Origin of the sequence: Paenibacillus sp. GCM10027630, from assembly GCF_042676305.1 — a bacterium.
GTDB lineage: Bacteria > Bacillota > Bacilli > Paenibacillales > NBRC-103111 > Paenibacillus_S.
Map to the genome: position 1 here is coordinate 1 of NZ_JBHTGY010000020.1, position 13,687 is coordinate 13,687.

Sequence of the window (13,687 nt, forward strand, 5' to 3'; positions counted from 1 at the left end):
GTAAGACCCCTTGAAGACGACGAGGTTGATAGGTTCGGGGTGGAAGTGCCGCAAGGTATGGAGCTGACGAATACTAATCGGTCGAGGGCTTATCCATAAATATCTACGATGTGTAACATCGTTAGAACAAAGCGTTGCTCGACGCTGCTTGTTTCGGATCTAGTTTTCAGGGTGCAAGCCTTGACATTCGTTTGGTGATGATGGCGGAGGGGAACCACGCGTTCCCATCTCGAACACGACCGTTAAGCCCTCCAGCGCCAATGGTACTTAGACCGCAGGGTCTTGGGAGAGTAGGACGTTGCCAAGCNACCGTTAAGCCCTCCAGCGCCAATGGTACTTAGACCGCAGGGTCTTGGGAGAGTAGGACGTTGCCAAGCAAACAGGCCCCATAAAGTATTTCTAATTTACTGTTTACTTTATGGGGACCACTTACCTTATATTCCCTGATAGCTCAGTTGGTAGAGCACTCGACTGTTAATCGAGTTGTCACAGGTTCGAGTCCTGTTCGGGGAGCCATATGCTTCCATAGCTCAGTAGGTAGAGTGCATCCATGGTAAGGATGAGGTCACCGGTTCGATTCCGGTTGGAAGCTCCATTGCAAGGCCCGTTGGTCAAGTGGTTAAGACACCTCCCTTTCACGGAGGTAACAGGGGTTCGAGTCCCCTACGGGTCATTGTTATGACACGAGGTTCCATCCTCTCAGCGTCGAGCGTGCCGCTGTAGCTCAACTGGTAGAGCAACTGACTTGTAATCAGTAGGTTGGGGGTTCAAGTCCTCTCGGCGGCACCAGTGATATTCGAATAATGGGGATTAGCCAAGCGGTAAGGCAACGGACTTTGACTCCGTCATGCCTAGGTTCGAATCCTAGATCCCCAGCCATTGTATGAGACATTAGCTCAGCTGGTAGAGCACCTGACTTTTAATCAGGGTGTCGTAGGTTCGAATCCTACATGTCTCACCATTTTTACAGCGCGCGTATGGCGGAATTGGCAGACGCACTAGACTTAGGATCTAGCGGGCGACCGTGGGGGTTCAAGTCCCTCTACGCGCATTCTTTTTTGCGGAAGTGGCTCAGCGGTAGAGCATCGCCTTGCCAAGGCGAGGGTCGCGGGTTCGATTCCCGTCTTCCGCTCCAATCTTTACAATTGCATTTGCGCCCTTAGCTCAGCTGGATAGAGCGTTTGACTACGAATCAAAAGGCCGGGAGTTCGAATCTCTCAGGGCGCGCCATTATTACTTTAAAGATAGTATGCTTATGCAGTGAACTTCTTAGTACACTACATATACCATCGGGATGTAGCTCAGCTTGGTAGAGCACCTGGTTTGGGACCAGGGGGTCGCATGTTCAAATCGTGTCATCCCGACCATTTTATGCGGGTGTAGTTCAATGGTAGAACTCCAGCCTTCCAAGCTGGTAGCAGGGGTTCGATTCCCCTTACCCGCTCCATATTTAACAATCCAAGAGACCTTAGGGTCTTTTTTTGTTGAATCATCGACCTGGGGCGCCATTGTGGAATTGTATATAGGGGACATCCACGTCCGGATTCCAACTGATTATCCATAGTTGAATACGATTTGTTCTGTTTTTGCTTACGTAAGCAGCAGTATCCTTATTGAGTAACAGCCTTAAATAACAGCTTAGTATAGCTTATAGTTATAAGGGTTAATAATTTCCTTTATAAAAGTACTGCATGGTAATGCGTTGTTGTGATAAAATGTTCATTATGATCTTAGGTAAGGATGGAGGAAGAATGATGTCGGAATCAGTCAACTTGAATAACAAAAACACGTCGAACAATTTATTGCGTAGAGACGTTCGTTTTCTGGGGCATATTCTAGGAGAAGTACTCGTTCACCAAGGCGGTAATGAGTTATTGGTCATCGTAGAGAAAATAAGAGAGATGAGCAAAAATCTTCGCGATCAGTATGCACCCGAGCTGTACGATGAATTTAAAGAAACAATACTTTCCCTGGTCCCTGAGAAGAGGCATCAGGTTATTCGTGCGTTTTCTATTTATTTTCAACTGATCAATATTGCGGAGCAGAATCACAGGATTCGCCGTAAGCGCGATTATGAACGTTCTGCCGGTGAAAATGTACAACCAGGGTCTATTGAGGATGTTGTGCGTGATTTGAAGAACAAAGAAATTTCCACTTCGGATGTACATAACATCATCCAGGGCATTTCGTTAGAATTGGTTATGACTGCCCATCCTACAGAGGCAACCCGCCGCGCAGTGCTGGATATCCATCAACGGATTGCTAACGATGTTATGGAATTGGACAATCCTAATTTAACGTTCCGTGAGCGTGAGCAGCTTCGTGGCAAGCTATTGGGTGAAGTTATTACCCTTTGGCAGACGGATGAGCTTAGAGACCGGAAACCAACAGTTATAGATGAAGTACGTAATGGCTTGTATTATTTTGATGAAACGTTGTTTGATGTGCTGCCTGAAGTGTATCAAGAGCTGGAACGGTGTTTGCAGAAATATTATCCGGAAGAGGCTTGGCATGTTCCCGTATTTATGAAGTTCGGTTCTTGGATTGGTGGAGATCGCGACGGAAATCCTTCCGTTACTTCTAAAGTAACTTGGGAAACACTAACGCTTCATCGTGAATTGGCACTTCAGAAATACGAAGAGCTGCTGCGCGATTTCGTACAGCACTTAAGCTTCAGCAAAAATATTGTTGAGGTAACAAGTGAACTGTTGGATTCGATTCAATCGGACCGCGAGTACTTGGATTTGCGTTCACATGAAGTATGGCGTAACGAGAAGGAGCCTTATCGAATTAAGGTTACTTATATGATTGAAAAAATATTGAACGCAGCCAATCCAAACATCACTTCGGAACGCAAGTACAATTCTCCTGAGGAATTTATAGCTGATCTGAAAATTATTGAGCGCAGCTTGCGGAATCACTTTGCTGATTTTATTGCTGATTCGTATATTGCCAAATTGATTCGTCAAGTAGAACTATTCGGTTTTCACTTGGCTTCCCTGGACGTAAGACAGCACAGTCAAGAGCATGAGAATGCGATGTCAGAGATTCTGGCGAAGATGAGTATTAGTGCTGACTACGCGGCATTGAGCGAGCAAGAGAAGATTGAATTGCTCAGCAGCTTGCTGACGGAGCCTAGACCAATTACTTCGTCTTACATGGACTATTCAGCAGCTACTCTTGAGTGCTTGAATGTGTACCATGTAATTAAGAAGGCTCAAGAGGAATTTGGACGCAACTGTATTTATAGCTACTTGATTAGTATGACGCGTGGCTCAAGCGATCTTCTTGAAGTGCTCGTTTTTGCGAAGGAAGCAGGGTTGTACCGTATTGAGGCCGATGGCTCGATAACATGTACGCTGCAAGCCGCTCCATTATTCGAAACTATAGATGATTTGCATGCAGCGCCTGATATTATGCGTACGCTATATCAGATTCCGGCCTACCGCAACAGTCTGGTAAGTACGAACCATCTGCAGGAAATTATGTTGGGATATTCCGACAGTAATAAGGATGGCGGCGTAATTACAGCTAACTGGGAGCTCAGAGTTGCTCTGCGCAGTATTACTGATGCTGCTAAGGAGCACGGCGTGAAGCTTAAGTTTTTCCATGGTCGCGGCGGAGCATTAGGCCGTGGCGGAATGCCGCTTAATCGCAGCATTTTGGCACAACCAGCGGATACGATCGGTGGAGGCATTAAAATTACCGAGCAAGGTGAAGTATTATCTTCCCGCTATTCCATGAAGGGGATTGCTTACCGCAGCTTGGAGCAAGCTACCTCCGCGCTTATTTCAGCCGCTCTTGGTGCACGCAACCCTCAGAGTGAAGTATCTGAGGAGCATTGGGAAGATATCATGCGGGATATTTCTGAGAAGGCGCAAACGAAGTACCAGGATCTGATCTTCCGTGATCCGGATTTCTTGACCTTCTTCAAGGAGTCTACTCCGTTGCCTGAAATTGGTGAGCTTAACATTGGCTCCAGACCTTCTAAACGGAAGAATAGCGATCGTTTCGAGGATTTGCGCGCAATTCCTTGGGTATTCTCATGGACCCAAAGCCGTTATTTGCTCCCTGCATGGTATGCGGCTGGCAGCGGAATGTACAGCTTCTACCAAGGAAATGAAGCAAACCTGGCGGTATTGCAGGAAATGTACAACAACTGGTCTTTCTTCCGCTCGCTAGTTGATAATTTGCAAATGGCTCTAGCCAAAGCAGACCTGCTTATTGCCAAGGAATATGGAAGTATGATCAAGGATAAAGCAATAGCCGAGCGTATTTTCACTGAAATCAGCGAGGAATACGATCGTACCTCCGATCTTATTCTCAAGATTAGCGGTCAGCAGGAAATTCTTGACAATGTTCCTGTTATTCAAGAGTCGATCAGGCTTCGTAACCCATATGTGGATCCGCTTAGCTACATGCAGGTACAGCTTCTTACAGAATTGAGAGCACATAGAGAGCACAGCGAAGAAGAGGATATGATTTTGCTGCGCGAAGTTCTTCTTACCATTAATGGAATTGCAGCAGGTCTTAGAAATACAGGCTGATATGTTATAGGGAGAAACTTCCGTGAAGAAGTCGGGTGGCCTGTTACCAGGCTATCCGGCTTTTTTTGTATGAGGGATCGCTCTAATGAGGGGGGGAGAAAAAATGGGGATTTCTAGATGGCTGGCGGTTCTTCTAGTTATTATTGGCGCATCGAGCTATGGGCTCCTTTCACCGATCATTAAAACAGCTTATAACGCTGGCTGGCAGGAAATGCACATAACTTCAAGCCAAATGACAATGGGAGCGGTAATACTGTGGGTGCTGGTGCTTTTTCAACGAAAAGCCTGGAGCAATCCGTTCAAGGGTCCTTGGATTCAGCTTTCATTGGTTGGCATTTTGGGATTGTCGATGTGTACGTTATTATATAATGCAGCTTTAGCTGAACTCGATGCGACAGTAGCGATAGTCCTATTGTTTCAGTTTACCTGGATTACTATTATAATGGAGTCTATTGCTAACCGCACATGGCCGAGGCGCAATCAATGGCTTGCTGTAGCAATAATTATGATGGGCACCTTATTTTCCGTTGAAATATTTCAAGCTGACTGGAGCCGTTTTACGGTTAAGGGGCTAATGCTGGGATTTGGTTCATCTGTCGCTTACAGCTTCTTTTTGTTTATGGCTGGAAGATTGAAAACAACGATGCACCCGCTAATGAAATCCGCCGTAATGCTCACTTCGGCTTTGCCGCTGTTGTATCTCATGTACCCTCCTTTATTTTTTCTCCAGCCAAGTGGAGGATCTCTCATTGCATGGGGATTGCTGCTCGGAGCCTTGGGGCAAGCTATTCCAACTATAACGTTTATGATCGGTATACCGCGAATCGGGAGCACGTTAGCAGCAATGCTTGGGGCCATGGAATTACCGGTTGGGATTGTTGCTTCTTTATTCATTTTGGGGGAGACTGTACATGTAGGGCAATGGTTTGGTATGCTTCTAATATTGGCAGGAATTATCCTTGCGGAGAAAAAGAAACCATCTTAACGGCTACGATGCTGTAAAGTTGTAACGGGCGCGTATGTTTGGAGGGAATGTCGGTTGGATCATATAGATGTCAGACTCGCAAAATTGGCCCGAAAAGGTGACAGGGCTGCTTTTGCAGAGTTGGTTGAATTGTATAAGGATAAAATCTTCCATCTTGCTTATCGGATGCTGCATAATCGTCATGAAGCGGAGGAGATTGTGCAAGAAACATTCCTCAGAGTGTACACCAATTTAGAAAGATACGATGAGAATCAAAAATTTTCAACGTGGATTTATAGAATAGGAACCAATCTGTGTATTGACCGTTTGCGGAAACGAAAACCGAACTATTCTTTGGATGCTGAAATGAACGATGGAGAAGGTACCGATTGGTATTCCATGCTGCCGAGTCATGATGATACGCCGGATGATCAGGTTATTTTGTCAGAAACACAAACTGAAATCCGCAAATCCATTGATACCCTTCCGGAGAAATATAAATCGGTTGTTATTTTGCGCTACCTACAGGACCTGTCGCTTCAGGAAATCAGTGAGGTGCTGTCCATGCCGGTTACAACGATAAAAACGAGACTGCATCGCGGCAGGGAATATTTACGTAAAAAGTTGGAGCATGTTTTGTAGTTTTTTTGAAACATATCTATTTCTGATACGTATGGTATAACAAGCTAAATTGGATTTAGAAAGGAGAGGCTAATATGGAATGTAAGGAAGCCCTCCCTCTGATACACGAGTATTTGGACGGCGGTTTGCGAGGTACGGAAGCCTTAAGCCTGAAAGAGCATTTGCTTATATGTCCGACTTGTCGCGAGCGATTGACTCAGCTTGAAAGGGTTGAGGCAATGATACAAGCTTGGCCTAAACAGCAGGTATCTCCGGGGCTAACTGAACGTGTAATGCAGTCTTTGCCGCCCGTTAAAAGCTCAAGACCATGGTGGCGCTGGGTAAGGAGGCATCCTGCGGCTTCGGTGGCTGCTGTGTTTGTTCTCGTGATGATGGGAAGTTTCATGTCGTTGTGGAATGAAGACTCGGAGCTTCTAGTAAAGGGAACGGATCTTCAATCTGTAGTCATACAAGGGGATACAGTACTGGTACCAGTGGGAAAAACGGTTGCGGGTAACTTGATGGTAGAGAACGGTAAATTGCAGGTTGATGGGGATATTAAAGGGAATATTGTGGTGATTGACGGCTCTGTGAATTTGGCGTCTACCGCTCATATATCAGGCCAGGTTACACAGATTGATGAAGCGTTCGGCTGGCTCTGGTTTAAAATGAACGATTGGGCAGCTAAAATATCGGAGGCCAAATAGGCCAAATGCACCAATTTCAAAAATCCTCCCTAAAAGCATTGCGAAAGGGAGGGTTTTTTGTTCATATTGTGTTATGATTTAATGTATTGAAGTAAAATAGAGATTATAGATAGCTGCGTATCGTTTGGGGGCAGATGTGATGGATTTCATACCAGCCATCAGTATTAAAGATATTATTGATATAGTAATTGTAAGCTACGTTATTTATAAACTAATTTTGCTTGTTAGAGGAACGCGGGCCATCCAATTATTAAAAGGGATTTTTGTGGTGGTCGTGACCTGGGCGCTTAGCACCTGGTTTAAGCTTAACACGCTGCAATGGATGATGAATCAAATGTTCACGTTTGGGGTTTTGGCCGTGATCATTATTTTTCAGCCTGAGCTGCGCCGGGCGCTGGAGCAGTTGGGCCGTGGTACTTTATTTAGCCGTAGCGCTACTGAGGATGACCAAGAGATTAATCGCCGGGTTGGCGAGGTGCTCAAATCGGTCAATTATTTGGCGCGTCGCAAAATTGGGGCTTTGATCGTGTTTGAACGGGAAACCGGCTTGAATGATTACATAGAGTCCGGTATTTCTATAGAATCCCACATCAGCTCGGAGTTGCTAATCAATATTTTCATACCCAATACACCGCTGCATGATGGAGCTGTTCTGCTTCGCAACAACCAGCTTATGGCAGCCGGCTGTTATTTGCCGCTATCCGAGAATCCTTTTATAAGTAAAGAATTAGGTACGCGCCACCGCGCTGCAATTGGAATGAGTGAGGTATCCGACGCGATTTGTGTTATAGTCTCTGAGGAGACGGGACAGGTATCCCTGGCGATGAATGGGCATGTAATCCGAGATATTAAAGAAGAAACTTTACTTTCCAAGCTGTTCGAGGAATTAAAATCCAAGACCAAAGCCAAGGAAAAGAAAAACTCCATTTGGAAATGGAGGAAGCGATAAATGGATCAATGGCTGCGTAATACGAATGTAGTTAAAGTGCTGGCGCTGATTATTGGTATTCTGCTGTGGGCCGTCGTTCATATGGAGGATAGTACTCTTGCAGGGACAGGCAGCAATGGAGTTCGTGAAGAGCAAATTTCTAATGTTTCTGTAACTCCCAAATATGATAGCAGCCAGTTTTATCTGGAAACGGTCGAACCTGCACAAGTTATTGTAACTATAACAGGAAAAGATGCCGCGCTCAAAAAGGCGATGAATGCGAGCAATTACTCCGTAGAGCTTGATTTAACGAATGTGAGCAAGGGAGAGCACATCGTCCCTCTTACCGCTGTTGGCTTTCCAACGAATGTGACGGTCAAAATCAGCCCATCTAGTGCGAAGGTTATTATAGATGAGAAGTCTAACAAGCAAATGCCGGTAACCGTTAATGTAACAGGGATTCCTGCGGTTGGGTTAAAAGCGGGTCAGCCCATCGTGAAGCCGAACAAGGTGACGGTAACCGTGCCGAGTGCAAATATTGAAGCGGTTGAATCGGTAAGAGCAGATGTGAATGTAGAGAAGGCTCAATCCCCCGTTACGAATAAAGCACGCCTCATTGCCTACGACAAGAACGGTAAAGCTATGGAAATGGTAGCTATAAATCCAGCCGTAGTGGATGTAGAGGTTCCGATTACAAGTCCGTTTACAACGGTGCCCCTGCAGCTGAAGCTGGTGGGTGAGCCGCCGCGGGGCTACAGTGTCGCCTCATTGGTACAGAATACCGATAAAGTAACGGTGTATGGGCCACAGGATGTGCTCAACCGGTTGGAATTTTATGAGGGACCTAGCATAAATCTAGTCGATCTGAAGGAAGAGAAGGAGTATTCGTTCAATTTGGATATTCCGTTACGGAATAAGGTGACACAGCTGGACCCAAGCAAGGTAGAGGTTAAGATTATTATTGTCCCCTCTGTAACGAAGACATTGGAGCAAATTCCGCTGTCTATCGTCGGGCAGAATGATGGCTTTGACACGAAAGTGGTGCTGCCTGAGGGAGGAAAGACAAGTCTAATCATTGAAGGAGCCTCTGCGTTAGTTGAAAAGGTAAAGGCTGCGGATGTTCAAGGGATTCTTGATGTAAGCAACCTGCCTCCGGGACGCCATGAGCTGCCTGTAAGCTGGAACCTGCCTACGTTTATAAAAAAAGCACCACAGCAGGACTTGAAGGCTACCGTTGAGATTAGCGCTCGTCCGGCTAATGCGGCAAAGCAATAGTATTTTATAGAGAAAAGAATTAATGGGGTTTATAAAGTAATTTAAAAAGGGAGATAGAGATATGGGGAAATATTTCGGCACAGACGGAGTACGCGGGATAGCAAACAAAGAGCTTACTGCGGAATTAGCTTATAAAATTGGCCGCTGCGGCGGATATGTATTGGCCGGACAGGTAGAGAAGCCTACTGTAGTTATTGGCCGTGATACCCGAATTTCGGGAAGCATGCTGGAGGCTGCGTTGGTAGCAGGGCTGCTGTCCATTGGCGCGAACGTAGTGCGTCTGGGTGTCGTTTCGACTCCTGGAGTTGCTTATTTAACTCGGCTTATGAAGGCGGATGCCGGAGTTATGATATCTGCTTCTCATAATCCTGTTGAGGATAATGGCATCAAGTTTTTTGGCGGCGACGGCTTCAAGCTGTCCGATGACACGGAGTTGGAAATCGAGAGACTGATGGATGCTGAAGCTGATGAGCTGCCGCGGCCAACAGGCGGAGATCTGGGAACAGCTACCGATGATGATCAAGCTAAATTCAAATATTTGGAATATGTTAAAGCTTCGGTAAGATCCTCATTTAAAGGCTTCAAAATTGTGCTCGATTGTGCTCATGGTGCTGCCTACGAGCTAGCACCGAAGGTGTTCGAGGAACTGGGAGCTGAGGTTATTACAATAGGTGCTGAGCCCAATGGCCGGAACATTAATGACCATTGCGGATCCACGCACCCTGAGGCTTTGCAGAAAGCCGTAGTAGAGCATAAGGCTGTGCTTGGGCTGGCTTTTGACGGCGATGCGGATCGACTTATTGCTATTGACGATACTGGAGCGGAGGTAGATGGGGATTTCCTATTGAGTATCTGCGGGTATGCGATGAATCAGGCAGGATTGCTGAAGCATAGTACGATAGTAACTACGGTTATGAGCAATATCGGCTTCTTCAAAGGCATTGAAGCAGTGGGACTGAAAGCTGCCAAAACGGCTGTTGGCGACCGCTATGTGATGGAGGAAATGCGCAAGGGCGGCTACAATCTCGGAGGAGAACAGTCGGGCCATGTGATATTCCTGGATTACAATACAACCGGAGATGGTATTCTTACAGGGCTGCAGCTAATGGATACATTGGTACAGGCGGGCAAGCCTTTAAGCGAATTGAAGAAAATTATGCGCAAATACCCGCAAAAGCTGGTTAATGTACGCGTAGCGGATAAAAGCAAATGGAAAGACAACCCGACTATTGAGAATGCGATCCGTAAGGTGGAGCAAGAGCTCGGAGACAATGGCCGCGTGCTGGTCAGACCGTCAGGTACGGAATCGTTGATTCGCGTAATGGCTGAAGGTCCTGACAGAGCTCAGGTAGAAGCGTATGTGCAGGATATAGCCGACATTATTGAAAGAGAGCTTTCTTAATAGGTAAGCTATACTGCTGATTAAGGTTCTCAGGCAATGGGTTGTTCTCTGGTAATTGCAATCATCCTTCATTCTTACATCCCCCTGAAGCGAGTCAAAGGGGGATTTTTCATGAATTTTGAGTATGAAAACCGTTTGAAAATTGTTGTTGCACTTGGTTATGAAAATGAATAAGATGTTAGTATGCTTTTTTTATTTTGGGATATGGAAAGGTGGGTAGAGGTAGTATCTTAACAGCGCCAGAGCTTGTGGGGGTGTCGGCAGGAATACAGTCCTTTTTGAAAGGATGGCAGGTGATTCTTGTTGTGGCAGCCGCTCGCAAGTTGACGAGGTGAAGGTGTTCGAAACATTCGGCGGGGACCTTCCGGTAGACGAAACTACCGTTAAGTTGGAAAGCAAACCATCTGGGCGACCGGATGCACAAGAGTCCAACATGATCGATCGGTTATTTGTTTTTCTAAATTCAGGAGGTTCTATCCCTTATGTGCGGTATCGTTGGATATGTAGGTAATCGTAATTCTCAAAATATATTAATTGAAGGCTTGAAAAAGCTTGAATATCGTGGTTATGACTCTGCAGGATTAGCTGTATTTACAGATGAAGGCTTGCAAATCAAAAAAGCTAAAGGCAGATTAGTCAATTTGGAAAACAAATTGGACGTAGAGCCTTTGAACGGATTCATTGGTATTGGACACACACGTTGGGCAACTCACGGTAAACCATCGGATGTTAACTCGCATCCTCATACGGATAATTCACAAAAGTTTTCTGTCGTGCACAACGGAATCATTGAGAACTATGTAGCTTTGAAAGAAGAATTAACAGCATTAGGGCATGTATTTGTTTCTGAAACCGATACGGAGGTAATCTCTCATCTTATTGCTAGCTTGTATGAGGGAGATATCGTTAAGGCCGTGCAAAAAGCGGTTACTCGTATGACCGGCGCCTTTGCTTTGGGCGTGTTGACGGAGTATGAGCCAGAGAAGCTGGTAGCTGTCCGTTTGTCGAGCCCATTGATTATCGGTGTTGGAGAGGGAGAAAACTTCATTGGCTCCGATATCCCGGCTATTTTGGATTATACGCGTAATGTGTATATTTTGAATGACGGTGAGATGGCAGTATTGACGAAAGACGGTGTCGAATTGATGACGCTGGAAGGGAATTTTATTTCCCGGGAATTATTTTATGTCGATTGGGATATTATTACCGCAGAAAAAGCCGGATTCGATCACTTTATGCTGAAAGAAATCCACGAGCAACCAAAGGCTTACCGCGACACTATGGGCAGTCGGATCGATGAAAGTGGAACTAAGGTTATATTGAACGAAGTTAAGATGACAGCAGAGCAGGTCAAATCGATTCAGCAGGTGCATATTATTGCTTGCGGTACTGCGTATCATGCAGGTTTGGTCGGCAAAAGCATTATTGAGAAGCTCGCACGTATCCCGGTAGAAACGGATGTGGCCTCTGAGTACCGTTACCGTTCTCCGATCATCACGCCTAACACGCTGGTTATCGTTGTCAGCCAATCGGGTGAAACAGCAGATACGTTAGCTGCTCTTCGGGAAGCGAAGCGCTGTGGAGCACATGTTGTTGCTATCACTAATGTTGTTGGCAGCTCAGTTGCGCGTGAAGCGGATGATGTTATCGTAACCTGGGCTGGACCAGAAATAGCTGTTGCTTCAACTAAAGCTTATACGTCTCAGCTGATTGCATTCTACTTGTTTGGTTTGTATTTAGCGCAAACGTTAGGTTCACAAGATGGAGAATATATTGCCAGCGTAGTTACTGAGCTGAAGGAGCTTCCGGCTAAGGTGGAACAAATCCTGGAGCAGGGTGAAGCTTTCAAGGATTGGGCGGAGCAAGTAGCGTCGCATAACAACTTGTTCTTTATTGGCCGCGGATTGGACTATGCGGTAGCATTGGAAGGTTCCTTGAAGCTAAAGGAAATTTCTTACATTCATTCCGAGGCTTACCCAGCCGGTGAATTGAAGCATGGCACATTGGCCCTGATCGAAGAAGGCATTCCAGTCATCGCCTTGGCTACACAGGATGATCTGTTTGAGAAAACAGTGAGCAATATTAAGGAAGTGAAAGCGCGCGGCGCTTACGTCTTCGGATTGCACTCCGAGGGTGAAACGGAATTGGTTAAGGCTGTTGATCAAGTATTCTCGATTCCAAATACACTGCCACTGCTTAGCCCGGCATTATCCGTTATTCCTCTTCAACTGCTTGCTTACTACGCATCTCTTGCACGTGGCAATGACGTTGATAAGCCTCGTAACTTGGCGAAGAGCGTTACGGTGGAGTAAGTTGTAAAGTGTGATTGCAATTATTATTGTCCAGTGACATTAAAGTTGGTAATTGAATGGCCTTAACAAGAAAAGTCCCGATGATATCAGAACTGATATGTCGGGACTTTTCTAACTTATTAGCCTGTAAAAAGAGTGTGTTTTTTGAAATACATTGGGTCAAATATTCGAAAGTTACGAAAACTAAATAATCTTAATCAAGTAGAGTTTGCAAAGGTATTTCTCAGGGGAATCTAAGTGAGATTGAGCAAGGCAATTGCAATTCATCTATTTGGGATATTCTTTATTATCAGAAGAAGAAGTGTTACTGCTTAAATTAAATAAATCCTTAACTCAATTTGATCGCAAAGAAGTATTAGAGATAATTAAGCTAAAGATTGAATTGAGGAAAATGGAAAAATGACTATTGGATTATTAATATGTTTTGAAGTAACAATGAAGTCATGAAGTAGACAATAAAGATTTGAAGTAATTAGGCGTTCACTCTACTGGGTGAATGCTTTTTTAGCTGCGTGGAGGAGGTAACGGGCAGGATTGTTTAATTCAATTCACGAATCTAATAAACGCAAAGAATTTTACAGCAACTCACATATTTTAGAATAGAGGTGGGTCTTGATGCAAGTTCATCTTAAATCAATTTTTACTATTCGTGGCAAGATAGCGGTTGGGCGAGAATGCAAGCTACCATCGTACAATGTTAATCAAGATGGAATGCTTCTAAAAGTCGTTTTCTTATCATCTCCAAATGTAAGGCAACTAGGTGTCTGATGAAAATAAAGTTATAGACTGAGAAAATAAAGCTTTAGACTGGCAGCGGCGGCGTTAAGCTCCCTCGAAATGATTCAGTTTCCTCACTCAGGCTCATGAATTCGCAGGATTTCACCCTGTAGTAAGTTGAAGAGAAGAAGAGAAGGAGGAGCTGGTTTCTGTT

General features: G+C 45.1%; 8 protein-coding genes, 11 tRNA genes and 2 rRNA genes. All 21 read left to right on the forward strand.

Annotated elements, in window-relative coordinates; all coding sequences use genetic code 11:
- Positions 1–97, forward strand: a 23S ribosomal RNA gene (locus tag ACFQ0C_RS10255); the annotation flags it as partial.
- Between the two features lie 93 nt (positions 98–190).
- Positions 191–307 (forward strand): 5S ribosomal RNA (gene rrf, locus ACFQ0C_RS10260).
- A 133-nt stretch (positions 308–440) separates the two neighbouring features.
- Positions 441–516: transfer RNA gene (locus ACFQ0C_RS10265), tRNA-Asn, on the forward strand.
- Between the two features lie 3 nt (positions 517–519).
- Positions 520–595, forward strand: a tRNA-Thr gene (locus ACFQ0C_RS10270).
- A 6-nt stretch (positions 596–601) separates the two neighbouring features.
- A tRNA-Glu gene (locus ACFQ0C_RS10275) sits at positions 602–673 on the forward strand.
- 40 nt (positions 674–713) lie between these two features.
- A tRNA-Thr gene (locus tag ACFQ0C_RS10280) sits at positions 714–789 on the forward strand.
- Positions 790–804: 15 nt separating this feature from the next.
- Positions 805–879, forward strand: a tRNA-Gln gene (locus ACFQ0C_RS10285).
- 6 nt (positions 880–885) lie between these two features.
- Positions 886–961 (forward strand) — tRNA-Lys (locus ACFQ0C_RS10290).
- A gap of 10 nt (positions 962–971) precedes the next feature.
- A tRNA-Leu gene (locus tag ACFQ0C_RS10295) sits at positions 972–1,051 on the forward strand.
- A 9-nt stretch (positions 1,052–1,060) separates the two neighbouring features.
- A tRNA-Gly gene (locus ACFQ0C_RS10300) sits at positions 1,061–1,135 on the forward strand.
- A gap of 18 nt (positions 1,136–1,153) precedes the next feature.
- Positions 1,154–1,230, forward strand: a tRNA-Arg gene (locus ACFQ0C_RS10305).
- A 60-nt stretch (positions 1,231–1,290) separates the two neighbouring features.
- Positions 1,291–1,367: transfer RNA gene (locus ACFQ0C_RS10310), tRNA-Pro, on the forward strand.
- Between the two features lie 6 nt (positions 1,368–1,373).
- Positions 1,374–1,447 (forward strand) — tRNA-Gly (locus tag ACFQ0C_RS10315).
- 307 nt (positions 1,448–1,754) lie between these two features.
- Positions 1,755–4,547: a phosphoenolpyruvate carboxylase gene (gene ppc / locus ACFQ0C_RS10320; protein ID WP_379366448.1), complete on the forward strand. Its 2,793-nt coding sequence runs from the start codon at positions 1,755–1,757 to the stop codon at positions 4,545–4,547.
- A gap of 103 nt (positions 4,548–4,650) precedes the next feature.
- Positions 4,651–5,532: an EamA family transporter gene (locus ACFQ0C_RS10325; protein WP_379366437.1), complete on the forward strand. Its 882-nt coding sequence runs from the start codon at positions 4,651–4,653 to the stop codon at positions 5,530–5,532.
- 54 nt (positions 5,533–5,586) lie between these two features.
- The gene (gene sigW, locus ACFQ0C_RS10330; protein WP_258218123.1) at positions 5,587–6,153 is read left to right on the forward strand and encodes an RNA polymerase sigma factor SigW; all 567 of its coding nucleotides are present in this window, start codon (positions 5,587–5,589) and stop codon (positions 6,151–6,153) included.
- A 74-nt stretch (positions 6,154–6,227) separates the two neighbouring features.
- On the forward strand, positions 6,228–6,839 hold the full coding sequence (locus ACFQ0C_RS10335) for a zf-HC2 domain-containing protein (protein ID WP_379366440.1): 612 nt from the start codon (positions 6,228–6,230) through the stop codon (positions 6,837–6,839).
- Between the two features lie 139 nt (positions 6,840–6,978).
- Complete coding sequence (cdaA, locus tag ACFQ0C_RS10340) at positions 6,979–7,788, forward strand: diadenylate cyclase CdaA (RefSeq protein WP_258218125.1); 810 nt, start codon at positions 6,979–6,981, stop codon at positions 7,786–7,788.
- Positions 7,789–9,042 carry a CdaR family protein gene (locus ACFQ0C_RS10345; protein ID WP_379366443.1) on the forward strand — a complete coding sequence of 418 codons (1,254 nt, stop codon included), beginning with the start codon at positions 7,789–7,791 and terminating at the stop codon, positions 9,040–9,042. It begins immediately after the preceding gene.
- Positions 9,043–9,103: 61 nt separating this feature from the next.
- Positions 9,104–10,444, forward strand: a complete 1,341-nt coding sequence (glmM, locus tag ACFQ0C_RS10350; RefSeq protein ID WP_379366445.1) for a phosphoglucosamine mutase — start codon at positions 9,104–9,106, stop codon at positions 10,442–10,444.
- A gap of 482 nt (positions 10,445–10,926) precedes the next feature.
- A complete protein-coding gene (gene glmS, locus ACFQ0C_RS10355; RefSeq protein WP_258218128.1) occupies positions 10,927–12,756 on the forward strand; it encodes a glutamine--fructose-6-phosphate transaminase (isomerizing) in 1,830 nt (609 codons plus the stop codon).
- Positions 12,757–13,687 lie beyond the last annotated feature (931 nt).

Bases quoted from the DNA above. Each gene is read 5' to 3' on its own strand.
- ppc (WP_379366448.1), top strand. From the start codon at position 1,755: ATGTCGGAATCAGTCAACTTGAATAACAAAAACACGTCGAACAATTTA.
- ACFQ0C_RS10325 (WP_379366437.1), top strand. From the start codon at position 4,651: ATGGGGATTTCTAGATGGCTGGCGGTTCTTCTAGTTATTATTGGCGCA.
- ACFQ0C_RS10335 (WP_379366440.1), top strand. From the start codon at position 6,228: ATGGAATGTAAGGAAGCCCTCCCTCTGATACACGAGTATTTGGACGGC.
- cdaA (WP_258218125.1), top strand. From the start codon at position 6,979: ATGGATTTCATACCAGCCATCAGTATTAAAGATATTATTGATATAGTA.
- ACFQ0C_RS10345 (WP_379366443.1), top strand. From the start codon at position 7,789: ATGGATCAATGGCTGCGTAATACGAATGTAGTTAAAGTGCTGGCGCTG.
- glmM (WP_379366445.1), top strand. From the start codon at position 9,104: ATGGGGAAATATTTCGGCACAGACGGAGTACGCGGGATAGCAAACAAA.
- glmS (WP_258218128.1), top strand. From the start codon at position 10,927: ATGTGCGGTATCGTTGGATATGTAGGTAATCGTAATTCTCAAAATATA.